This is a genomic window from Marinomonas sp. HM11-D, from assembly GCF_057626615.1.
In genome coordinates this window covers 269,247-291,223 of sequence record NZ_JBMMKT010000004.1, presented here as the reverse complement: position 1 = coordinate 291,223, position 21,977 = coordinate 269,247, and the positions used below count along the sequence as shown (strand labels likewise).

Annotated in this window: 21 protein-coding genes; 8 read left to right on the top strand and 13 right to left on the bottom strand. The window is 47.1% G+C overall.

Going from position 1 to position 21,977, the window contains the following annotated elements; genetic code table 11:
* Position 1: 1 nt before the first annotated feature.
* Both ACOSVP_RS08145 and ACOSVP_RS08140 read right to left on the bottom strand, forming a co-directional pair.
* On the bottom strand, positions 2–1,690 hold the full coding sequence (locus ACOSVP_RS08145; RefSeq protein WP_487347000.1) for a L,D-transpeptidase family protein: 1,689 nt from the start codon (positions 1,688–1,690) through the stop codon (positions 2–4).
* Entirely contained in the window at positions 1,687–1,965 is a 279-nt protein-coding gene (locus ACOSVP_RS08140) for a YkgJ family cysteine cluster protein (RefSeq protein WP_487346999.1), read from the bottom strand. Before ACOSVP_RS08140 ends, ACOSVP_RS08145 begins: the two co-directional genes overlap by 4 nt.
* Positions 1,966–2,068: 103 nt before the next feature.
* Between ACOSVP_RS08140 and ACOSVP_RS08135 the strand changes: the two genes are divergently transcribed.
* On the top strand, positions 2,069–3,313 hold the full coding sequence (locus tag ACOSVP_RS08135; protein ID WP_487346998.1) for a GGDEF domain-containing response regulator: 1,245 nt from the start codon (positions 2,069–2,071) through the stop codon (positions 3,311–3,313).
* A gap of 78 nt (positions 3,314–3,391) precedes the next feature.
* On the opposite strand, the gene gatB is transcribed toward ACOSVP_RS08135, so the two are convergent.
* From gatB to gatC, 3 genes are read right to left on the bottom strand one after another with little or no spacing between them, the layout of a single operon-like run.
* Complete coding sequence (gene gatB, locus ACOSVP_RS08130) at positions 3,392–4,837, bottom strand: Asp-tRNA(Asn)/Glu-tRNA(Gln) amidotransferase subunit GatB (protein WP_487346997.1); 1,446 nt, start codon at positions 4,835–4,837, stop codon at positions 3,392–3,394.
* A 2-nt stretch (positions 4,838–4,839) separates the two neighbouring features.
* Positions 4,840–6,300, bottom strand: a complete 1,461-nt coding sequence (gene gatA / locus ACOSVP_RS08125; RefSeq protein ID WP_487346996.1) for an Asp-tRNA(Asn)/Glu-tRNA(Gln) amidotransferase subunit GatA — start codon at positions 6,298–6,300, stop codon at positions 4,840–4,842.
* 12 nt (positions 6,301–6,312) lie between these two features.
* Positions 6,313–6,600 (bottom strand): Asp-tRNA(Asn)/Glu-tRNA(Gln) amidotransferase subunit GatC, encoded by a 288-nt coding sequence (gene gatC, locus ACOSVP_RS08120; RefSeq protein WP_067207252.1) that lies wholly within the window; start codon positions 6,598–6,600, stop codon positions 6,313–6,315.
* A 239-nt stretch (positions 6,601–6,839) separates the two neighbouring features.
* Between gatC and ACOSVP_RS08115 the strand changes: the two genes are divergently transcribed.
* The 7 genes from ACOSVP_RS08115 to ACOSVP_RS08085 all read left to right on the top strand — a co-directional run bounded on the left by ACOSVP_RS08115 (position 6,840) and on the right by ACOSVP_RS08085 (position 15,959).
* The gene (locus ACOSVP_RS08115; RefSeq protein ID WP_487346995.1) at positions 6,840–7,883 is read left to right on the top strand and encodes a rod shape-determining protein; all 1,044 of its coding nucleotides are present in this window, start codon (positions 6,840–6,842) and stop codon (positions 7,881–7,883) included.
* Between the two features lie 68 nt (positions 7,884–7,951).
* Positions 7,952–8,737, top strand: a complete 786-nt coding sequence (gene mreC, locus ACOSVP_RS08110) for a rod shape-determining protein MreC (RefSeq protein ID WP_487346994.1) — start codon at positions 7,952–7,954, stop codon at positions 8,735–8,737.
* On the top strand, positions 8,734–9,207 hold the full coding sequence (gene mreD / locus ACOSVP_RS08105; RefSeq protein WP_487346993.1) for a rod shape-determining protein MreD: 474 nt from the start codon (positions 8,734–8,736) through the stop codon (positions 9,205–9,207). The genes mreC and mreD overlap by 4 nt, the downstream gene beginning before the upstream one ends.
* Before the next feature lie 10 nt (positions 9,208–9,217).
* Positions 9,218–9,814 (top strand): Maf family protein, encoded by a 597-nt coding sequence (locus ACOSVP_RS08100; RefSeq protein ID WP_487346992.1) that lies wholly within the window; start codon positions 9,218–9,220, stop codon positions 9,812–9,814.
* Complete coding sequence (gene rng, locus ACOSVP_RS08095; protein ID WP_487346991.1) at positions 9,807–11,261, top strand: ribonuclease G; 1,455 nt, start codon at positions 9,807–9,809, stop codon at positions 11,259–11,261. The genes ACOSVP_RS08100 and rng overlap by 8 nt, the downstream gene beginning before the upstream one ends.
* A gap of 14 nt (positions 11,262–11,275) precedes the next feature.
* The gene (locus ACOSVP_RS08090; RefSeq protein WP_487346990.1) at positions 11,276–15,112 is read left to right on the top strand and encodes a YhdP family protein; all 3,837 of its coding nucleotides are present in this window, start codon (positions 11,276–11,278) and stop codon (positions 15,110–15,112) included.
* Between the two features lie 7 nt (positions 15,113–15,119).
* Entirely contained in the window at positions 15,120–15,959 is an 840-nt protein-coding gene (locus ACOSVP_RS08085; protein ID WP_487346989.1) for a carbon-nitrogen hydrolase family protein, read from the top strand.
* A gap of 2 nt (positions 15,960–15,961) precedes the next feature.
* Here the strand turns inward: ACOSVP_RS08085 and yjgA are convergent, their stop codons facing one another.
* The 8 genes from yjgA to lptC form a co-directional block, all read right to left on the bottom strand.
* Positions 15,962–16,492, bottom strand: coding sequence for a ribosome biogenesis factor YjgA (gene yjgA / locus ACOSVP_RS08080; RefSeq protein ID WP_487346988.1), 531 nt, complete (start codon positions 16,490–16,492; stop codon positions 15,962–15,964).
* Between the two features lie 13 nt (positions 16,493–16,505).
* The gene (mgtE, locus tag ACOSVP_RS08075; protein WP_487346987.1) at positions 16,506–17,858 is read right to left on the bottom strand and encodes a magnesium transporter; all 1,353 of its coding nucleotides are present in this window, start codon (positions 17,856–17,858) and stop codon (positions 16,506–16,508) included.
* Between the two features lie 3 nt (positions 17,859–17,861).
* The gene (locus ACOSVP_RS08070; RefSeq protein ID WP_487346986.1) at positions 17,862–18,131 is read right to left on the bottom strand and encodes an HPr family phosphocarrier protein; all 270 of its coding nucleotides are present in this window, start codon (positions 18,129–18,131) and stop codon (positions 17,862–17,864) included.
* Positions 18,132–18,141: 10 nt separating this feature from the next.
* The gene (ptsN, locus tag ACOSVP_RS08065) at positions 18,142–18,591 is read right to left on the bottom strand and encodes a PTS IIA-like nitrogen regulatory protein PtsN (RefSeq protein WP_487346985.1); all 450 of its coding nucleotides are present in this window, start codon (positions 18,589–18,591) and stop codon (positions 18,142–18,144) included.
* 11 nt (positions 18,592–18,602) lie between these two features.
* A complete protein-coding gene (locus tag ACOSVP_RS08060) occupies positions 18,603–20,090 on the bottom strand; it encodes an RNA polymerase factor sigma-54 (RefSeq protein ID WP_487346984.1) in 1,488 nt (495 codons plus the stop codon).
* Positions 20,091–20,166: 76 nt separating this feature from the next.
* Entirely contained in the window at positions 20,167–20,892 is a 726-nt protein-coding gene (lptB, locus tag ACOSVP_RS08055) for an LPS export ABC transporter ATP-binding protein (protein ID WP_487346983.1), read from the bottom strand.
* 5 nt (positions 20,893–20,897) lie between these two features.
* Positions 20,898–21,413: a lipopolysaccharide transport periplasmic protein LptA gene (gene lptA, locus ACOSVP_RS08050; protein ID WP_487346982.1), complete on the bottom strand. Its 516-nt coding sequence runs from the start codon at positions 21,411–21,413 to the stop codon at positions 20,898–20,900.
* Positions 21,394–21,975 carry an LPS export ABC transporter periplasmic protein LptC gene (gene lptC / locus ACOSVP_RS08045; RefSeq protein WP_487346981.1) on the bottom strand — a complete coding sequence of 194 codons (582 nt, stop codon included), beginning with the start codon at positions 21,973–21,975 and terminating at the stop codon, positions 21,394–21,396. The genes lptA and lptC overlap by 20 nt, the downstream gene beginning before the upstream one ends.
* Positions 21,976–21,977: the final 2 nt, after the last annotated feature.

Sequence of the window (21,977 nt, the reverse complement as noted above, 5' to 3'; positions counted from 1 at the left end):
CCTAGATGCTCTCTTTTGCCTTGAACGGCGAGTAACCCATGGCTTCTTTCATTAATGCATCACGTTCGTAAATGTCATTGCGAAATTCTGGCATACCATTGGTGTTGGGTACCACGGTAAAGTAAACCAAATACACGGGCAGCGACTGACTTAACGAAACGACTTTGGTTTCTTGAGATGCACGAGCTGCTGCTAATTGTTGTTGGCCTTTACGATTGCCAGCGACCAGCAGATCAGCGAAGTCTTTAGCGCGTTCTAAGCGGATACAGCCTGAGCTAAAAGCACGTACCTTTTCATTAAAAAGGTGTCTGGCTGGAGTGTCGTGCAAATAGATGTCGAACTTATTGGGAAACATAAATTTGTATCCCCCTAAGGCATTATCGTCATCCGCCGCTTGTTCAAAGCGGTAACGCAGTTCCTCGGGTTGTATGTTCTTCCAGTCAATGTTTAATGGATCTAATTGTTGGGCACCGATGCTCCAGCTACTAAACACTTGATAGCCATTTTCCGCTAGATAGTTGGCGTTTTCCTGCAATTTAGGCAGTAGGTTTTCTCTGGCAATGCGCATGGGGACACGCCATGTCGGATTGACCACCATGTAGGTCATCTTGCCGTAGAATACATTGGTTTTTCGATCGGGCTTACCAATTACGATCTTCATGCTTTCGGTGCGATCATTTAGGAAAATATGGGCGGTAAAGTCGGTCAAATCTACCCAAACACGGTTGTCCTCAAGCTGAGAGGGCAGCCAACGCCAGCGTTCTAGATTGTAGGCGATTTGTTTCGCGCGCTGTTCTAGCGGGACATTGAGGGCTTGTATCGTTTGAGTGCCGACCGTGCCATCGGCGTCTAGTTGATGGCGCTTTTGAAAACGAATTACGGCCGCGCGTAATTCTTCGTCAAAGTAGTTTTCCGCCACTTTTCTGGTTGAAAAGCGCATATCTCCCAACTGCACCAAGCGAGCACGTAATTGCGCTACCCGTGGTGACTGATCGTCTAGGCGTAATAGGGCGCCATAGTCCACATGTACGTCACCTTCTTTCTGAGCAACCTCTTGGTAAAAGGCTAACCAGTTCTGCAGTACTTGATAGTCTGGTTGTCTTGGCGCTAGCGTCGGTAAGTAACTCACCATATCAACTGGTGAATCTAAAAATAGTAAGTTTTTCCAATCGTTATTTGGAGCGTCAAGTTGCCAATTTGGGTCGATTAAATGCGGCTCATAACGGCCATTGGAAATGTCGTGAGCATAGCTAGAGAGGGCAATCGTAGTGATCACGTCCAATTCCGCCAGTTGCTGCGCGGAAGGTGCTTTGATCGCTAGATAATCTTTAATGGTTTGTAGATGATAATGGACAGGGTTGAGTCCGTGGCTACGCGCCGCTTCAAGGGTGTCAACCAACTTATAGATGGACTTATCTAACTGTTTGTCTTTGATCCAAATGGGCTCGAAGTTTCGAAATTCATAAGCGTCTAAGACGCTCTTATTGGGCAAAGCCTGTCCTGCGATAGGGGTGAATGCATCCAGCATCCAAGAGACTTGCTCGCGTACACTGCTTTCAATCTGAGCACCACTTGGCTGGGAGCTGATTGCGTTGGGTGTCTCATAGGTCTGAGGACTATTGCTAGAACAGCCTGAAAGTATGGCGCAAGTTACTAACGCAGTGCCGACATTACGAGTCAATCGTTTCATGTAGAGTCCTTAATTATGAGCGTCGGTGATGTCGAGGCTTCCATGTCATTTAGGGTAGCAATGGCTTCGTCCCGGTGGTTACCGCACACATATTCGACCGCTTGAAAATCAGCGCAAACGGCAGGTCGATCTGGGTGGCCAAAAATTTTGCAGCGATAATCGTGGTCAAGTTGTATGCAAGGTACTCCAGCGGGTTTGCCATTCGGCATTCCGGGTATCGGGCTGGAGATCGATGGGGCGATGCAGCATGCACCACAGTTGGGTCGACAGTTCATGGGGCCCTTTTACAAAAAATCACTATTTAACAACTAAGTAACCGACGTTAATCTGCCAAATCACTGTTACATTCTCTATAAGAGTCATCTTAAGGGTAGCAGAATGTATAACATATTGGTGGTTGAAGATACTGCTGTAGTTAGAAAAATCCTCGAGAATCTGATTGGTTCAAATCCTTTCTTTCGCTGTGTGTCGTGCAAGGATTTGGCGTCAGTAAAAGAGGCAATCAAGCAGGATGTCGAGTTTTTGGCTGCGGTGGTGGATTTAAACCTTCCTGATGCCCCAAATGGAGAGGTGGTGCCAGAAGTGCTGCAACGCGGCATTCCAACAGTGGTGCTAACGGGTAATTTTGATGAGCAATTACGCAGCCGCCTGTTGGCACAAGGTGTATTGGACTACATCTCTAAAGATGGTGGTTATGCCTACAAGCAAGTGGAGAAAATCTTAGATCGCATTCGTAAGAACTTAGCGATTAAAGTGCTGGTGGTAGAAGACAGTCTTGTCTGCTCTAACATCATGTGTAATTTGCTACGCAAAGCACGTATTGAAGTGTGTGTTGCCAAAAATGGTGTCGAGGCATTGCAAGTGCTGGATCAAGAGCGTGATATCAAAATGGTGATTTGTGATCACTATATGCCAGAGATGTCGGGCTTTGAGTTAGTGAAACAGCTGCGTGAACAGCCTCAGTATCAAAACTTAACCATTATTGGAGTGTCTGCTCAGGGTGATCCGGTGATGTCGGCAAAATTTATTAAAAGTGGTGCCAATGATTTTCTGACTAAGCCTTTTTACCATGAAGAGTTTTATTGGCGGGTATTCAGTGCATTGGAGTCCATGGAAATGGTTGAAGCCATCCAAAAAGCAGTCTATGTGGATGCTTTAACGGGGATTCATAACCGACGCTATTTATTTGAGCAGGCAGAAAGACTCTTTATTGAAAAGCACAAGTTCGCTGGCTTTGGTGTCTGTATGTTTGATTTGGATGAGTTTAAAGAGGTCAATGATTCTTTAGGGCATCGTATTGGCGATCAGTTGATAGCGCAATTTGCTGGCATGTTGCGCAAGTGCTTCCAGGATGATTTGGTAGGGCGCTACGGTGGTGAAGAGTTTGTGGTGATTTCTACTCGCTCGGAGGCAGCTCTACGACAGGATATTACGGACTTTATGTATGCGGTTCGTTGTACCTTGTTTACCGAGAAAAATTTGGCGATGACCTGTAGTGTGGGGGTGTGCTTTAAGTCCAAGTTAAGCCTCAATGAGTTTCTCGATGCGGCCGACGTGCAGCTGTATCAAGCCAAGGCATTTGGCCGTAATCGTGTTGAACCCTATGATAGTGAAGTGGCTTAAAGAGCTCGCCTAAGGTGCTGGTGGTTGCCATAAAAAAGCCCGCTTAAGTAGCGGGCTTCTTGTTTCTAAAGAGCTTGATTAGCCTTTTAGTAGCTTGTTCAAGATTGGCGTGACCACACCTGGGTTCGCTTTACCTTGGGAAGCTTTCATGACTTGACCCATAAAGAAACCGATCATCTTCTTCTGCTTGTCTTCGTCAGACTCACGGAATTGCTCTACTTGAGTGGCGTTGGCTTCAAGGACACCTTGAATCATGGCTTCGATGGCGCCAGTGTCTGTCACCTGTTTTAGGCCTTTGGCTTCGATGATCTCATCTGCAGAGCCTTGACCTTCCCACATGGCTTGAAGAACACTTTTCGCGGTGTTGCCGTTGATGGTGTTGTCTTCGATACGAACCAACAGGCCACCTAACTGTTCCGCAGAAACGTTAGATTCGGTGATTTCTTTGCCTTCAGTGTTTAGGTACTTACTTAGTTCACCCATAACCCAGTTAGCTGCCAGCTTGGCATTGCCAGCAGCTTTAGCTACGACTTCAAAGTATTCAGCCATGGCGCGCGTTGCAGAAATAACACCTGCATCGTATTCGCTTAGCTTGTACTCAGTCATGAAGCGTTCAGCTTTTTGTGCTGGAAGCTCAGGCAGGTTGGCAGCGATCTCATCCACATACTCTTGCGTTAGCTCGATTGGTAGAAGATCTGGACATGGGAAGTAACGGTAGTCGTTAGCATCTTCCTTGGTGCGCATGCTGCGTGTTTCATCTTTGTCTGGATCGTATAGGCGTGTTTCCTGAACGATCTTGCCGCCATCTTCAAGAATATCGGCTTGGCGCTCGATTTCGGTGTAAATCGCGCGTTCGATGAAGCGGAACGAGTTAACGTTCTTGATTTCCGTACGAGTACCAAACTCTTGCTGGCCTTTTGGACGCAAAGAAATGTTGATGTCACAACGCATCGAACCTTCGGCCATGTTGCCATCACAAATGCCTAGATAAGTCACGATTGAGTGGATCATCTTCACGTAAGCCACTGCTTCTTTTGCTGAGCGCATGTCTGGCTCAGAAACGATTTCTAGTAGTGGTGTGCTAGAGCGGTTCAAGTCGATACCGGTCATGCCGTGGAAGTCTTCGTGCAAAGACTTGCCCGCATCTTCTTCAAGGTGCGCACGGGTAATGCCAACACGTTTTACGGTGCCGTCTTCAAGGGTAATGTCTAGGTGACCCTTGCCCACAATAGGGTGATCCATCTGACTAGTTTGGTAGCCTTTAGGTAGGTCAGGGTAGAAGTAGTTCTTACGTGCGAACACGGATGTCATGCCGATCTCAGCGTTCACCGCTTGACCGAACATTACTGCCATACGTAAGGCTTCTTTGTTGAACACAGGCAGTGCGCCAGGCATACCTAGGTCAACTAGTGTGGTATTGGTGTTTGGCTCAGCACCGAAGCTGGTGGCTGCGCCAGAAAACAATTTTGATTTAGTCGACAGTTGGGCGTGAATTTCCAAGCCGATTACAACTTCCCAATTCATGATTATGCTCCTTCTGCCAAGCTAGGGTTTTTCGTGTGCCAATCGGTTGCTTGCTGGAACTTGTGTGCAACGTTCAATAGCTTAGCTTCTGCGAAGTAGTTACCCATGATTTGCAGGCCAACTGGCATGCCGTCCGCAAAACCTGCAGGAATAGACATGGCTGGAATACCCGCAAGGTTAATCGACAAGGTGTAGATGTCTTCTAGGTACATGGCGATCGGGTCATCAGTTTTTGCACCGATGCCGAATGCAGTCGTTGGTGCCACTGGGCCCATGATCACATCGACTTCTTCAAAGGCTTTGACAAAATCTTCTTTGATCAGGCGACGGATACGTTGTGCTTTCAGGTAATAAGCATCGTAGTAACCTTCAGATAGAGCGTAAGTGCCGACCATGATACGTTTTTGTACTTCTTTGCCGAAGCCTTCGCCGCGCGAGCGTTTGTACATATCCATCAGGTCTTTTGGCTCTTCGCAACGGTAGCCGTAACGTACACCGTCGAAACGAGATAGGTTAGAAGACGCTTCCGAAGGCGCGATCACATAGTAAGAAGGAATGCTTAGGTTAAGGTTAGGCAGAGAAATCTCTTTCACCTTAGCGCCTAGTTTTTCGAATTCTTTTACGGCGTCTTGAATGACTGCCGCGACACCATTGTCTAGACCGTCACCGAAGTACTCTTTCGGTAAGCCGATAGTTAGGCCTTCAAGAGGTGCGTCTAGGTTAGCCGTGTAATCTTCTGTTGCGACTTCAGAACACGTGGAATCGTTGGCGTCAAAGCCCGCAATAGACTGAAGAATATGCGCACAGTCTTCGGCAGAGCGTGCCATTGGACCGGCTTGGTCAAGGCTTGATGCGTAAGCGATCATACCGAAACGAGAAACTCGTCCATAAGTTGGCTTAAGACCAGAGATACCACAGAACGAAGCTGGCTGACGGATAGAGCCGCCAGTATCTGTACCCGTTGCTGCGACACAAAGACCTGCCGCTACCGCAGCAGCAGAACCGCCGGAAGATCCGCCTGGTACCTTGTCTAGGTTCCATGGGTTTTTCACTGCACCGTAATGGCTGTTTTCATTTGATGAACCCATTGCGAATTCATCCATGTTGGTTTTACCCAAAGTCACTGCGCCAGCGGCAAGCATGCGCCCCGTCACGGTTGACTCGTATGGTGGTACGAAGTTGTACAGCATTTTTGAGGCACAGGTGGTTAGGATGCCGTTAGTACAGAACAAGTCTTTATGGGCGATTGGAATGCCCGCTAGAGCGCTTGTTGAGCCAGCAGCGATCAGTTTGTCTGCGGCTTCGGCTTGCGCTAGGGCTACTTCGTCAGTCACTGTGATAAAGCTGTTTAGCTGTCCGTCTAGCTGTTTGATTCGTGCTAGGTAGTCTTGCGTTAGTTCAACGCTGGAAATTTCTTTAGCTCGCAGTTTCTTCGCGAGCGAGGCAATGCTTTGATCAACCATGTCAGTAAGCTCTTAATCGATAACTTTAGGAACCAAGAAAAGGCCCGCTTCGGTTTGAGGTGCGTTAGCAAGGAAGGCTTCGCGGCGATTTTCTTCGGTCACCACGTCTTCACGTAGGCGCTGTTTCGCTTCCAATGGGTGCGATAGTGGCTCAACACCGTCCGTATCAACAGATTGCATTTGTTCAACCAGATCAAGAACACTCGTTAGAGAGTGTTGGTATTGCTCGGCATCGTTGTCATCCAACGCTAAACGAGCAAGGTGCGCGATTTTGAGCACGTCTTGCTTTTCTAGAGACATGTTTCACCTAATTTTATCGGTTTTCAAAAAATGCGGACATTGTAGCGCCATTGGGAAAGGGGAGAAAGCGCACGACGAAAAATAATCGAATATTCCTTCACACTACGAAAAAACGCCTATAAACAAAGATATATGAGTAAAGAAATCGCTAAATTGTGTCGTTTCGGCTTGCCCAATGGACAGCTGGTTGTTACATTTTCTGACTATTCGTAATGGATCTATTCAGGGTGTAGAAATTCATGTTTAAAAAAATTAGGGGAATGTTCTCAAGCGACCTATCCATCGATTTGGGGACAGCTAATACCCTTATTTACGTGCGCGATCGTGGAATCGTTTTGGATGAACCGTCTGTTGTAGCAATTCGTCACAATGGTAACCAGAAAACTGTAGCGTCTGTCGGTTCAGATGCTAAGCGCATGTTAGGACGTACGCCTGGAAACATTACTGCGATTCGCCCAATGAAGGATGGCGTAATCGCTGACTTCCATGTTACAGAAAAAATGTTGCAGTACTTTATCTCTAAAGTACATGAAAACAGCATGCTTAAACCAAGCCCACGCGTATTGGTGTGCGTGCCGTGTAAATCAACTCAAGTTGAGCGTCGTGCGATTAAAGAATCTGCCTTGGGTGCGGGTGCGCGTGAAGTCTTTATTATTGAAGAGCCAATGGCAGCGGCGATTGGTGCAGGTCTTCCTGTGGCAGAAGCTTCTGGCTCCATGGTCATCGACATCGGTGGTGGTACCACTGAAATCGCCATCATCTCTTTGAATGGTATCGTGACATCTGAATCGATTCGTGTTGGTGGTGACCGTTTTGATGAAGCGATTACAACCTATGTTCGTCGTCAGTACGGCAGTCTAATTGGCGATGCCACAGCGGAACGTATTAAGACTGAAATCGGTATGGCTTACCATACAGGTGAGGAACTTCAGATCGATGTTCGCGGTCGAAACCTAGCAGAAGGTGTGCCTCGTTCATTTACCCTTAAAAGCACCGAGATTCTTGATGCACTACAAGAGCCATTGACTCAGATCGTTCAAGCGGTCAAAGCAGTACTTGAGCAATCTCCACCTGAATTAGCGGCGGATATTGCTGAATCTGGTCTAGTGCTAACTGGTGGTGGCGCCCTGTTGCGCGAAATCGACCGTTTGATTAGTGAAGAAACTGGTTTGCCAGTGATCGTTGCTGATGATCCACTGACGTGTGTGGCTCGTGGTGGTGGTATGGCATTGGAAATGATGGATAAGCACGCTTCGGAATTATTCTCACCTGAGAGTGATTAAGTTTAGGAGCTTCTCCCATTAGCAATTCTGTTTTTTTTACAAGCAAAGTATCCAGCGCACGTGTTGTTGTGCTGGTGCTGCTTTCCGTTGCGATGATCGTAGGGGATTTGCAGTATAAAATCTTTAGCCCTGTCCGACCGTACTTGAGCTGGCTGGTGACGCCGATTCAGGTGGTAGTTGGTGCGCCTCAAAAAATGATTAGCTGGGCAGAAATGCACTTAGATAGTCGTGAGGACCTCGTCGCTCAGAATCAAACCCTTAACCAAGAATTACTTATGTTGCGCGGCCAGCTGCAGCTATTTCAATCGCTGAAAGCTGAGAATGTGCGTCTACGTGAACTGCTCGATGCTTCCCAACGAGTAGAGGAAAAAGTAGTGATGGGTGAGGTGATTGGTTTTGATCAGAACGCTTACAGCCACAAAATCCTAATTGATAAAGGTTTTTCTAATGGTGCTTACGTTGGTCAGCCAGTATTGGATGCAACCGGTGTCTTAGGTCAAGTGGTAGAAACCTCTGCTTATACTAGTCGTGTGCTTTTGATTGCCGATGCCAGCCATTTCGTTCCTGTGCAATTAGCTCGTACAGGCTTTCGCAGTGTGTTGCGTGGTACGGGTGATATGAAACGCATGGAACTGATGAGTGTGCCGCATACAGCGGATATTAAAAAGGGTGATATTTTGACGACGAGTGGCTTAGCCAACCGTTTTCCAGCGGGTTATCCAGTGGGGGTTGTACGTACCGTGACCCATGTATCTGGTAAGCCATACGCAGATGTAGAAGTAGTACCTTTGGCTCAACTAGGTCGTAGTCGTCATGTGATGTTGATTGAGCGTGCCAAAGAGGATAATAAATGAAGTCCTCCATTGTTTTTGCATTAACCTTTATTGCGGCTTTGATGTTGGAAGGCTTGGTTTTTCCAACGTCTTTGATTTGGTATAAGCCAGAATGGACATTGCTCGTTATCCTCTATTGGGTGCTAGCATTGCCTCTAAAAGTGGGTATTGGTATTGCTTGGGTGTTGGGTTTGTTGGTGGATTTGTTGCAGGGTGGTGTGATCGGGCAGCACTCTTTAACCTACGTCATCGTCACTGCGACCTGTGCCACACTATACAAACGTTTGCGTATGTACCGTCGCTGGCAACAAAGTATTTTTATTTTTCTGTTAATTTCAATCAACCAGCTGGTTGGCTTCTGGATTGACCACTACAGCGGTGATGCGGAACCAACTTTGATGATCTTTATGCCAGCCATTATCTCAGCGCTTATTTGGCCGTGGATATTTGTATTGTTGCGCAGTATTCGTCGGTTGTATTCGATTCAGTAAAGGCTTTTTCATGATTATTCTGGCTTCAGCATCGCCTAGACGAAAAGAATTATTGTCTACCTTGGTTAATGAGTTCTCCGTTATGCCAGCGGACATTGATGAAACCCCATACCCATTAGAAAAGCCTGATGAGTATGTGGTGCGCATGGCGCGTGAGAAAGCTGAAGCAATTGCACATCAGCCTAATTTATCTCATCGCGATATCATTATTGCCTCGGATACCAGTGTGGTGTTGGGTGACGAGATTTTAGGTAAGCCAGAGAATTTGGCTCACGCCAAGCAAATGTTACGTGCCTTGTCTGGGCAAAAGCATCAGGTGATGACTTCCTTGTGTGTTTGCAATGGTGGTTTAAACCGTGTCGCCACCTGCAATGTAATATCTGAAGTGGAATTTAGGGAAATCTCTGATCTTGAGATTGAACAATATTGGCGCACAGGCGAGCCAGCGGATAAAGCCGGTGCCTACGCGATTCAAGGGCTTGGAGGTATGTTTGTGAAGCATATTTCAGGCTCGTTTTCTGCAGTGGTGGGGCTTCCAGTCTATGAAGTGACTCAATTGCTAAACGAGTTTGGTGTGAGCCCTTTAAAGGAGAAGGTTCGTGAGTGAAGATGTTTTAATCAACGTCACTCCCATGGAGATCCGCGTTGCGCTGGTTGAAAATGGAGTGCTGCAGGAAGTTTACATTGAGCGATCAACTCGCAAAGGCATCGTTGGCAACATTTATCAAGGTAAAGTGGTGCGTGTTTTACCTGGTATGCAGGCGGCCTTTGTTGATATTGGCCTAGAGCGCGCGGCGTTTATTCATGTTTCAGAAGTGGCTGACCGTGATACGGTGAATGCCAGTGACCAGATCGGCGATTATTTGCGTGAAGGGCAGTCGCTGGTGGTTCAAGTCACCAAGGATCCGATCAGTACTAAGGGCGCACGTCTGACGACGCATCTGTCGATTCCATCCCGTTACTTGGTGTACATGCCTGATCAGGCCCATGTGGGGGTGAGCCAGCGTATTGATAACGAAGAAGAGCGCGAACGTCTTAAGTCTTTGGTATCAAAAGCACTGGAAGATCGTGATGAAACCAGTGGTTACATCTTACGTACTGCGGCAGAACGTGCCGGCGAAGAAGAGATCTTGGCTGATATTAACTTCTTAACACGTCTATGGCAGTCGGTTAAAAAGCGTATTACCAGTACCAAGGCGCCGGCGATTATCTACGAAGATTTGCCGCTGCATCTGCGCACTATGCGTGACCTAGTAAGTATCTCAACTGAGAAAATTCGCATTGATTCCCGTGAGAACTACGCTAAGTTATGTGGGTTTGCGGAAGACTTTATCCCCGATTTAATGGATCGCATTGAGTATTACCCAGGCGAGCGTCCAATTTTTGACCTTTACAGTGTTGAAGATGAGATTCAGCGCGCCCTAGACCGCAAAGTGCAGCTTAAATCTGGTGGTTATTTGCTGATTGAGCAAACCGAGTCGATGACCACCATCGACGTCAATACCGGTGCCTTTGTTGGCAGTCGTAATCTAGAAGAAACCATCTATAAGACCAACTTGGAAGCGGCCACCGCTATCGGTCGCCAGCTACGTTTGCGTAACCTTGGTGGTATCATCATCATTGATTTCATTGATATGGAAGACGAAGAGCATAAGCGACAAGTCTTGCGTATGTTGGAAAAAGTCCTCGAAACCGATCATGCTAAAACCAAGATTACAGGTGTTTCTGAGCTTGGCTTAGTGGAAATGACACGTAAGCGTACCCGTGAAAGTTTGGGGCAAGTGTTATGTGAGCCTTGTCGCTCTTGTCGCGGTAGCGGCGTAGTGAAAACACCGGAAACAGTTTGTTACGAGATCCTGCGTGAAATCATGCGTGCAGATCGGGCCTATAACTCACAAACGTATACGGTCTTGGCGAGCAATTCGGTGGTTGAGCGTTTCTTGGATGAAGACAGCAGTGCGGTGGCAGAATTGGAAGCTTTCATCGGTAAAACCATTCGATTCCAAGTGGATCCAGTCTACACTCAAGATCAATATGACGTAGTGCTGCGATAATAAAGGAATAGTTCATGCGGGTATTTAAGGCAACGGCAATCTTCACCTTCTGGACAGTGGTGGCGGCCAGTGTGCTTCTGGCAGGCGTTGTCTTGCTCGCAAAATTGAGTTTGCCTTGGCTTAATGCCTATCAGCCTCAGATTGAGCGCAACCTAACGCAACTGACGGGAATGAAGGTTCAAGTCGGCGAGTTGATGGGCGAGTTGAATGGCATTAATGTCGAGCTAAAGGTTTCTGATATCAATGTCAGTAGCGCTGGGCAAAATGGCGTGATTCAAGTCGGCGATTTGAATCTTGAGCTGGACATTCCTAAAACCTTATTAACGTTCTCTCCTCAGTTTAAAAATGTCTCGGTCTCCGGAGTCTCTGTCTTATTGCAAGAAGATGGTTCGGGGAACGTGGCATTACGTGGTATTGCTGAATCCACAAAAGCCTCTGATGGTACCAATGTTGCCATGTCCCGAGTGTTAAATTATGCGGCTGAACAGCAGCAAATGACGCTCTCAGATGTTTCGATCAGTATTAGCAGTCCACGATTTTCCGATCTAATCATCTCTGTTCCTGAAACCTATTTGCTCAGACAATCCTCGCGAACGTTATTGCGCTCTGATGTCTTTATTGGTGACATTGCGCAGCCGATTCAAGTGCGTGCGCAAATGAGCACGGATCTCACTAATTTTTTGCAGCAGCAGGTTCAGGCCTATGTCATGGTGCCTGATATGGATGTGTCGCTGGAATGGTTGGATTCTGCGGCCTTGGCAAAGTTGGCGGGCGTCAGCTTGGCGGGTGATTATTGGTTAACCTATCAGCCTAATAAAGGCGTGACACTTCAAGCTGAAAACAGTCGTTTGAAACTCGATTTTGTTGATCAGGCACCCTTATTTATGGCGTTAGATTGGCGTATAAGGGCCAATTCAGATGGTGTCAATGCAACCATTGCCAATCTATCGTTTAATGATGATGGCCGCCTGTATGAAGGGGTAGATATCAAGGCTGAATGGGAGCGTGATGATAACCGCACCTTTGTCGTGTTCAATAAAATGGATGCACAAATCGCCAACCGCCTCGCGTTAAATTTTGTTCCAGAGGATTGGCGTCTAGCGAAAATTCTATCGGGCTTGAATCCTCATGGGGAGGCGCAAAATGCCTCTCTGCGTGTTTGGCGGGATGCTGAACAACTGCGTTATCAATACTTGAGCAATTTAATAGATGCTCAAGTGGACGGTCATAATGGGATTCCTGCGGTCGATCATGTCTATGGTCTGTTTTCTCTAACCGATTCCCAAGGTAGCGTAGAGTTTAAAAATCAACAGGCCACACTGGCGTTTCCAACTGTTTATGAGGATGCTTGGTCGGTTGAGCGTGCCAGCGGGGAAGTGTCTTGGCAACTGCATGACAACGCCTTTGCCGTCTCTGGTAGGGATCTTATTCTTGAACGAAATGGCGCTACTGTTCGGGGCGGTTTTCATCTGGAGCAGCCGCTTGAGCAAACAGGGGTGGGCGAAGATTGGCTTGCCATTGATATCAATGCGCAAAACGTCCCAGATCAGGATCGAATGACTTTTGTGCCGCCGAATGTCTTATCTGAGGAATTAACCCAATGGCTAGAGAAGGCATTGGGTGCTGGTGTGGCTTCTAATGTGGACTTGCTGTTGCGCACTGGGTTGAAGAAAGGCGATGCGCCCCATTTACGCCTAGCGATTGATGCCAAGCTTGATCGCATCATGTTTGCGGACAACTGGCCAGCACCAACAGATGTGGATGGCAGGGTGTTGGTCGATGACCAGCAAGTGAGTGTTGATGTTAAAAGTGCTGTGTTTTCCGGTCTTCCTGTTAATGATATCCAAGTGGTAGTGCCCATCCATGGTGAGCATGCCGGTTGGGTGGAAGTTCAAGGGAAGGTTCAGCATGATGCGGGTAAAGTCTTAACTGCGCTTGCCAAGACACCTCTGAAAGACTCTGTATTAGAGCCATTTATTGATTGGAAGGCTGCGGGAAATGTCACAGGGGATTTTGCGGTAGCTGTTCCGATTCAAGGTCAGAAAGTTGATCCAGATGTCAGCTTGAATTTGGACTTCGAGAAAAACACCATTAATGTCGCGCAAATTGCCTTGCCTGTGATAGTGGATAAGGGGGCTTTGCATTTTAATGGCTCGCAAGGTATTTATGATACGCGCTTTGAGCTGCGCACATTGGGTGGACGTTCTGATTTGACGCTGACCTCTGAGCGGGCAAACTCTGGTCGCTTGATGGTCGATGGTGCCTTAGCCGGCAGTTTTGATAGCACTCAGCTTGCCAAATGGCGTCAAGCACCGCCAGCCGTCATATCCCGTTTACAGGGCGCAAGCAGTTACTCTGCTAATCTTGCTATTGGCAGGGCTCTGCCAAACCAAGTGGATTTTACTCTGTCAAGTGATCTTAAAGGGGTCTCCCTTGCTTTGCCGATGCCGTTCACCAAACGCTCGGATCAACTGCGTCCAACCAATGTTCGCGTGAAAGTTTTAAATGGCGAGGTGTTGTTGGATGCCGCTGTACAAGATCTGGTGTACGCGCAACTGTTGATTGAAGATGGCGCGCTACAAGGGGGCAATGTATCTGCGTTTAAGCCTCTGCCACAGGATATGGGTATACAAAAAGGTGTGTCTATTTATGGTCAATTTGATGAGTTTAATTGGCGTACTTGGATGCCGATTATCAATGATTTTGGTAAAGCGGAGACTGCTTCTGTACAGCAGGCTAGTCAGAATGCAAGCATTGTAACTGAGCTTCCAGAGTGGCTGTATGCCACGGATATTCTGATTGATCATCTGCCGATTAATGACATCAACCAACTGAATAATGTCAAACTTACCTATAACCGAGGTCAAGATGGCCATCCATTGGCGATTACATCTGATGAGTTGAATGCGGCCTTACGTCAAACGGATGCAGGACCAGAGTTGCATATCCATTATCTGAATTGGCGAACTGTTACGCAAAGCGAAGATCAGGCGCCTGTAGAGGAAGAAGAGAGCTCCATCGAGCCAAATATCATTCCATCGATGTTGTTACGTGTAGATCAGATTTTCATCGATAACCGCCCGTACGGAGATTGGCAAGGTAAGGTGGTAAATCTTGGCAATAGTCTGCGCATTGATGATATTTCAACTGATTTACCCAAAGGGCAGTTTAAAGGGCAAATCTTCTGGCAAGGTGGGGCTCGTCATAATGTTGAGTTAACGGTGAAGGCGCAAGGTGAGAATGCCCGTGAGTTAACTAAGAAGTTCTCATCAACGCCGTTCTTATCGTCCAATCGCTATCAAATGGACATTGCCTTGAGTTGGAAAGACTCCCTACTGAAATTTGATCGTAAGTCGCTCAATGGACGAATTCAGTTTGATGTGCAAAAGGGGAACTTTAATCAGGTGGATCAGTTACCGCCGTTTTTGCGTTTGCTGGGGATCTTCAATGTTGATGCCTTGGCTAAGCGTCTGACCTTCGATTTTACGGATTTGTATGAACCAGGGATGCCGTTTGATAACTTCAGTAGTTCTCTGTTTATTACCGATGGTCTGCTCAAAACGGCTGAGCCCGTTAGGGTAAAATCGCCGACCGCCGAGATTACTTTACAAGGGACGGCTAACTTGGTTGATGAGACCCTTAAAGAGCGTTTGACAGCCTCAGTGCCGATCAGTAGTACTTTGCCAGTGGCGGGCTTGTTGTTGGCGACACCGCAAATCGCGGGCTTGCTGTACATTACTGATAAGTTGATCGGTGATCAGCTTGCTAAAGTGACCAGTATTCAATATGAGATCGAAGGTCCATTTAGTAATCCTAAAGTGACGCCTGTTCCATACTCTCCAATAAGGTAAACCTGCAATGTCTAAGCTTTCCGTAGTCTCGATTCAGTTAACCAGTTGCGCTGATTGGCAGGTCAATTTAACGACCGTCCTCAACTTAATGGATAAGTCATTAGAGTATTCACCACGCTTGATTGTACTGCCGGAGAATGTGTTTTTGTTCGATGCCAAACAGATGCGAGCGATTGCTGAAGGGGATGCGACAGAGCAAATTTTGATGGCCATGTCGACCTTTGCACAACAACACAAGACGTTCATCTTGATTGGCTCCCACCCTATGGCGCTTCGCCCAGACGGTCGTCCTGTAGAGGGCGGTCGAGTGCGACAATCTAGTTTGCTTATTTCTGATCAAGGAGAGCTGGTGGCTCGCTATGACAAGATTCATCTATTTGATGTGCTGGTGGCGGACAAAGCGGCTGTGTATCAAGAATCCCGTTTTATTGAGCCTGGAGAGATTCAGCCTGTGGTATTCGAGATTGATGGAGTGCGCTTAGGTTTGAGTATTTGCTACGACCTGCGTTTTCCTGAACTCTACCGTCTGCTTATGATGCAAGGCGCTGATGTGGTGGTGGTGCCTTCGGCCTTTACGCATCGTACTGGTGCGGCACATTGGCATGCTTTATTGCAGGCAAGATCGATTGAAAATCAATGTTATATGGCCGGAGTAAATCAGGCTGGATGGCATAATGAAACGCGCCAAACATATGGTAATACTGTGGCCTATTCGCCTTGGGGTGAGCAGTTAGCTTGTTTAGATGATGAGCAGTCCAGCGTGTTGCACTTTGAGGTGGATACGGATTATCGTCAGCAAATAAAAACGGCGATGCCCTGTGCAGAACATCGCCGTATTTTCAATTAGGCTTATAGTAAGCCTAATTGAGCATCCTGTACTTCGCGCAAGTACTTGAAGAGTTTCTTACGACTAGTGGTTGCTTTGCCGGTTTCCACTTCTTTAATCGCCATGCGAACTAAAGAGCGCAGCTGTTGAATATCAACAGATGGGTTCTTTTCGATGTATTCGTCTAGAATCACTTTGCTGTTTTCGCCAATCAGCGCATCACGTGTTGCTTCAAGTTGATGGAAACGCTTGTTGTTGGCCGCTGATGTGCTGTCAAATAACTCAAGACGTGCTGCAATCGCATCAGAGTCTTCGGTGCGCATCACTTTACCGATGTATTGCAAGTGACGGCGTTTCGCGCCCCATTGCTTAATACGATCCGCTTCTTCTAGTGCCGCGCGTAGGGTGTCCGACATCGGGACTTTTTTGCGTTGGCCTGGGCTTAGTTGCGTCAGCTTTTCACCTAAGTCTTGCAGAGCTTCCATTTCTCTTTTTACTTGGGTTTTGCTTTTGTAATCGTCTTCGCTGTCGTCGTAATGTTCAAAATCTGTCATGGTAAATTCGTTTCTATAGTAAAAAGAGAGTTGCCAACCCGAGGAAGGACAGGAAGCCTACCACATCTGTGACCGTGGTTAAAATAACACTGCCAGCTAATGCGGGATCTATGCCCAATTTCTTTAATGCAATAGGCAGCAGGGTGCCTGTTAGGGCGGCAAATATTAAATTTATGATGATGGCCCCGGCGATCACATACGCTATCTGCATGTCGCCAAACCACACCACCGTGAGTAAGGCAATGACGGTGGCCCAGAGTACCCCGTTAATAAGACCAACGATGACTTCTCTGTTGAGTAGCCAGCGGGCGTTCGAGGCGCCAATTTGGTTGAGCGCAATACCCCGTATCACAAGGGTGAGTACCTGTGAGCCGGCAATGCCGCCCATGCTAGCCACGATAGGCATAAGAATAGCCAGAGCCACAACCTTGTCCAATGTGTCTTGGAATAAACCAATCACATAAGAGGCGATAAAAGCAGTAATGAGGTTAATGCCTAGCCACACAGCGCGACGGCGAGTGGTTTGCATCACCGGTGCAAAAGTGTCTTCGTCATCGTCCAAGCCGGCCATTTGCAGCATGGAGTGTTCAGCTTCATCACGAATAACGTCGACTACGTCATCGATGGTGATACGACCTAGTAGCTTTTTGCTATTGGGGTCGATGACGGGCGCGGAAACCAAGTCCATTTTTTCAAACAGTTGTGCGACTTCGGTTGCCGTTTGTTCTGCATAAATCACATCACAATCGGTTTCCATGATGTCACGTACGGTGGTGTCGGTGTCTGCTACCAGTAGTTTACGCAGTGGCAAGATGCCTAGGAAACGGTCAGAGCGACTCACGACTAATAAGCTGTCGGTCATCTCCGGCAGTTCTGTGTGTCGGCGCAAAAAGCGGAATACAATATCGATGGTGATGTTCGGACGAATGGTGATGGTGTCTGTGTTCATCAGACCACCAGCAGAGTCTTCCGGGTAGCTCATCAAGGATTCCATGCGCGTACGATTTTGCGCAGTCATGGAAGCCAAGACTTCTTTTACCAGTGTCTCAGGAAGTTGTTGCAGAATGTCTGCAAGGTCGTCGTCATCGAAGCTTTCGGAGACCGCCAGAAGGCGCTCAGTATCCATGCTTTTCATAAACTGGATACTGATGTCTTCGGAAACGTATTGAAGAACGTCACCTTGGTTGTCGTGGTCAATCAGCTCCCACAACAATTTACGTTCTTTCGGTGGGGAGGATTCTAAAAGACGTGCAACATCCTGTGCAGGCAGAGCACCATTTAGCAAATAACGAATTTGCATCGTTGCCCCAGACTCAAGGGAGTCGGCAACGGTTTGTAAGTGTTCTAAGGTCGTCTGATCGCTCACAGGCTATTCGCCTTCTCCGAAACGGTCATTTATCAAGGCAACAATGGCGTCCATTGCTGCTTGTTCGTCTTCGCCATTCACTTTGATATTGATAATTGTGCCTTTTGCCGCAGCCAGCATCATCATCGCCATGATGCTTTTTCCGTCTACGTTACGGCCTTCTTTTTCAATAGTAATGTCGGATGTAAATCGGGTAGTGGTTTCCACTAGTTTTCCTGCTGCGCGAGCATGAAGGCCCAATTTATTAATGATCTCGATGGATTGCTCCAACATAGGCTTGTCCTTAAATCAAAGAATCGAACGCCGAATACAAATCGCTGTTGCTTTGTGCTTTACGTAAGATGTTCAGTTTGTCTTCAGATTGAGCAAGCTCGGCAATTTGTGCCAAAGTCGCTAAATGCTCATCACACTGATTTGATGGTACTAATAGGGCAAAAATCAAATCGACAGGGCGGCGGTCAATTGAATCAAAATCAATAGGCGTTTCAAGCGACATCAATACGATGGTGGCGCGATTTGTTTGGTCTAGGCGACAGTGGGGGATGGCAATGCCATTGCCGATGCCAGTACTACCCAGTTTTTCGCGTCCTAGAAGGGCATCGTAAACCTCGTCGGCATTGCAGTGCAAGCGATCACCAACGGACTCAGCTAATTGTTCTAGCAGTCGTTTTTTGCTGGAAATTTGCTGCTTGGCAAATACCAGTTCAGGTTTGACTAAATTTTTCACAGACATTTCAATAGCCTTTAGATAAGTCGTTTCCGCTCGTTCGAGGGCGGTATATTCATAGCTTCGCGGTATTTAGCGACGGTGCGTCGCGCAACCTGGATTCCTTGTTCGGCCAGAATGTTGGCCAATTTATTGTCGCTGAGTGGCTTTTGTGGCGGCTCATCCGCTACCAGCTTTTTAATCATCGCGCGAATCGCGGTGGATGAGCACTCGCCCCCAGAAGCGGTGTTTACATGGCTTGAGAAGAAATACTTCAGCTCGTAAATGCCGCGTGGGGTATGCATGTATTTTTGCGTGGTGACACGGGAAATGGTCGATTCATGCATGCCGACTTCTTCTGCGACATCATGAAGTACCATAGGTTTCATGGCTTCTTCACCCACTTCAAAAAACTCTACTTGCTTGGCAACAATGCAACTAGCCACTTTGAGTAAGGTTTCGTTGCGGCTTTGTAGGCTCTTAAGGAACCATTTTGCTTCTTGAAGAGAGTTTTTGATGTAAGAAATATCTTCGCTGGAAGCGCTGCTGTTGACCATCGCTGAATAAGTTTCATTGATTTTGATCGGAGGCAGAGCGTCGTTGTTGAGCTCTACTTGCCACACGCCATTGTGCTTTTTAACCGTGACATCAGGGATAACATAATCTGTTTCAGTGGTATCAATCACTGAGCCTGGGCGTGGATTAAGCTGTTGAATTAAGGTGATGACGTCTTTTAAGGCGTCTTCTTTCAACTTGGTTTTACGGCTAAGTTGTGCGTAGTCGCGGTTACCAAGTAAGCCTAGGTGCTGATCCACGATGTTGTAGGTAACTCGGTATAGCGGGTGTTCTTTAAAGGCTTCTAATTGCACCAGTAAGCATTCGCGCAAATCTTGTGAACAAACACCCACAGGGTCGAAGCGCTGTAGTCGATGTTGTACGGCTTCTACCTCATCAAGCTCTAGATCTTCCAGTTCTTCGGCGAGGGCTGCAAAAATTTCATCTAGGCTAAGTGATAAATAACCATCGGTTTGCACGCTATCAATGATGGCGTAAGCAATCTCAATGTCGCGATCGGACATATGGGTTAAGTTGAGTTGCCAGATCAGGTGATCTTGCATGTCTTCTGATGAGGCGTTACGGCTGTCAAAATCTTGCTCGCCTTCAAACACAGGTGTGTCGGCAGCGGCAGCTGAATTTTGGTAGGTATCATCCCAATTGCTGTCGATCGACAACTCATTTGGGATGCTTTCAGTCCATTCTGATTCAACCTGCGGTTGCTCAGAACTGCTCTCACTGGCTTCGCTGTTAGACGTATCTTTGGCGTTATTGGTGTCAGCAGAACGGGGCTCGATTTCCGCGCTGTAGTTCTCTTCCTCATCAAACTCAAGTAACGGATTTGATTCAAGAAATTCGTGGATTTCTTGTTGCAGGTCGAGAGTCGACAATTGCAGCAATTTAATTGCCTGCTGCAATTGCGGAGTCATAGTTAACTGTTGACCGATTTTAAGTTGCAAGGACTGCTTCATAACGCAACTCTTATATTTTCGTTTATTTGGAATGACTTATGCATAGTACTCCCTTTTTATCCGAAAAATAAGGGCTTTAAAGTCTGAAGTTGTCGCCTAAGTAGATTTTTTTAACCTGCTCGTTGTTGATAACAGATTCAGCATCACCTGAGGCGATAATGTGACCATTACCGACAATGTAGGCTTTGTCACAGATGTCGAGTGTTTCGCGCACGTTGTGGTCGGTGATCAAAACGCCGATGCCGCTTTTTTGCAGGTGCTTGATGATTTCTTTGATATCGCCGACCGAGATTGGATCGACTCCGGCAAAGGGCTCATCTAGTAACACAAACTTAGGATTCATTGCCAAAGCTCGGGCAATTTCAACTCGTCGTCTTTCGCCACCCGATAGGGCCATACCTAAATTTTTTCGGATATGTGTGACGTGAAATTCCTCTAGCAAGCTCTCCATCTTTTCGAGGCGTTCTGCTTTGCTGAGGTCTTTACGTGTTTCTAATATAGCAAGGATATTATCCTCTACCGACATTTTTCGGAAGATGGACGCTTCCTGTGGTAAGTAGCCAATGCCTTTTTGTGCGCGGCTGTGCATGGCGTCCTTAGTGACGTCCTCACCATCAATGAAAATGCCGCCTAAGTCGTTCGCAATCATGCCTACTATCATATAGAAACAGGTGGTTTTTCCGGCGCCGTTAGGGCCCAGTAGGCCAACGGCTTCGCCAGAACTCACTGATAAGGAAACGTCTTTTACAACTTGTCGTTTTTTGTAGCTTTTGGCTAGATTTTTTGCTTCTAGAATGGCCATGAAAATTATTCTATTTGATCTGTAAGGCTAGGTTGTAGGGTCATGTTAACACGACCAGTGCCGCGGTTTTCGGCTTTAAAAGTGCCTTCATTGAGTAAGTAATGAATGTAATCGGCAGAGATTTCGTCTTCACCACGTTGCAGGTAGCCGTTGTTGTGGATCTCAAGCTGGCCTGTGGTGACGTCATAGTCTAGTGAATCGCCATTGGCATGCATGGCATTGCCGGCTTCATCAAGCTGTTGCGAGAACTTGGACGGTGTGCCCTTTGCGTTAAGCGCTTTAAACTCACCCGTTTGTGGATTGGTTTTAATCGTTAGCTCTTGTGCTTCAATTACAATTGAACCTTGCTTGACGAGCACGTTGCCGCTGTAGCTGGCAGTGCCTTGTTGTTGGTCAAAGAAGGCTTTGTCAGCTTCGATACTGATGGGTTTTTGATGGTCATTTGGTAAGGCAAATGACGAGCTGCACGCAAGTGTAAGTGCTAGTGCCGCTAAGCTAAGTTTAGTGTTGTGTAACGTCATAATGTCCTTTTACGCCTCCATCTAGGGTAGCGGTATCATCGACAAGGTTAAAGCGGATGCTATCAGACTCAGTAATGCCTTGCTGGGTAATGAGTTTACCCTGAGATTGCCCGTGGATGCTCTGATCTTCATCGTTATAAGTGATGGTCAGTGCTTCGACTCGGGCGGTCTCCTGTTGATCTTGGTAGCGGGTAATGCTGGCATTATCACTCAGCGTAAAGCTGTCGGAGGTGTCATCAATAAGGCCATTATCAGCACTGGCAACAGAGCTGATATTGCCGCTGCTACGTGTAATCACAGGATTGGTTAGCTTTGTGTGTTGCTCGATATAGTGGTTGGCCGCTTCAGCATTAATGGTTTCTTGCAGCTCCCCATTCACATTGAACGATCTGACTTCCACGCCTTCTAGGAAAAAGTCAGGCGCTTCGGAAAGCTTTTGCTCTTCAAGAATGTAAAGCGTTGGTCTGCTGCCAAGCAAGAACACAACAGCGGCGACGATGGCAACCGCTATGATGCCAGCTAGCCCTTTATGCTGAGCAATCTTTTTGATGCTTTCTAGCATGA

Excerpts from the sequence above, each read along its gene's own strand:
- ACOSVP_RS08145 (WP_487347000.1), bottom strand. The coding sequence starts at position 1,690 with ATGAAACGATTGACTCGTAATGTCGGCACTGCGTTAGTAACTTGCGCC.
- ACOSVP_RS08140 (WP_487346999.1), bottom strand. The coding sequence starts at position 1,965 with ATGAACTGTCGACCCAACTGTGGTGCATGCTGCATCGCCCCATCGATC.
- ACOSVP_RS08135 (WP_487346998.1), top strand. The coding sequence starts at position 2,069 with ATGTATAACATATTGGTGGTTGAAGATACTGCTGTAGTTAGAAAAATC.
- gatB (WP_487346997.1), bottom strand. The coding sequence starts at position 4,837 with ATGAATTGGGAAGTTGTAATCGGCTTGGAAATTCACGCCCAACTGTCG.
- gatA (WP_487346996.1), bottom strand. The coding sequence starts at position 6,300 with ATGGTTGATCAAAGCATTGCCTCGCTCGCGAAGAAACTGCGAGCTAAA.
- gatC (WP_067207252.1), bottom strand. The coding sequence starts at position 6,600 with ATGTCTCTAGAAAAGCAAGACGTGCTCAAAATCGCGCACCTTGCTCGT.
- ACOSVP_RS08115 (WP_487346995.1), top strand. The coding sequence starts at position 6,840 with ATGTTTAAAAAAATTAGGGGAATGTTCTCAAGCGACCTATCCATCGAT.
- mreD (WP_487346993.1), top strand. The coding sequence starts at position 8,734 with ATGAAGTCCTCCATTGTTTTTGCATTAACCTTTATTGCGGCTTTGATG.
- ACOSVP_RS08100 (WP_487346992.1), top strand. The coding sequence starts at position 9,218 with ATGATTATTCTGGCTTCAGCATCGCCTAGACGAAAAGAATTATTGTCT.
- ACOSVP_RS08090 (WP_487346990.1), top strand. The coding sequence starts at position 11,276 with ATGCGGGTATTTAAGGCAACGGCAATCTTCACCTTCTGGACAGTGGTG.
- ACOSVP_RS08085 (WP_487346989.1), top strand. The coding sequence starts at position 15,120 with ATGTCTAAGCTTTCCGTAGTCTCGATTCAGTTAACCAGTTGCGCTGAT.
- yjgA (WP_487346988.1), bottom strand. The coding sequence starts at position 16,492 with ATGACAGATTTTGAACATTACGACGACAGCGAAGACGATTACAAAAGC.
- ACOSVP_RS08070 (WP_487346986.1), bottom strand. The coding sequence starts at position 18,131 with ATGTTGGAGCAATCCATCGAGATCATTAATAAATTGGGCCTTCATGCT.
- ptsN (WP_487346985.1), bottom strand. The coding sequence starts at position 18,591 with ATGTCTGTGAAAAATTTAGTCAAACCTGAACTGGTATTTGCCAAGCAG.
- ACOSVP_RS08060 (WP_487346984.1), bottom strand. The coding sequence starts at position 20,090 with ATGAAGCAGTCCTTGCAACTTAAAATCGGTCAACAGTTAACTATGACT.
- lptB (WP_487346983.1), bottom strand. The coding sequence starts at position 20,892 with ATGGCCATTCTAGAAGCAAAAAATCTAGCCAAAAGCTACAAAAAACGA.
- lptA (WP_487346982.1), bottom strand. The coding sequence starts at position 21,413 with ATGACGTTACACAACACTAAACTTAGCTTAGCGGCACTAGCACTTACA.
- lptC (WP_487346981.1), bottom strand. The coding sequence starts at position 21,975 with ATGCTAGAAAGCATCAAAAAGATTGCTCAGCATAAAGGGCTAGCTGGC.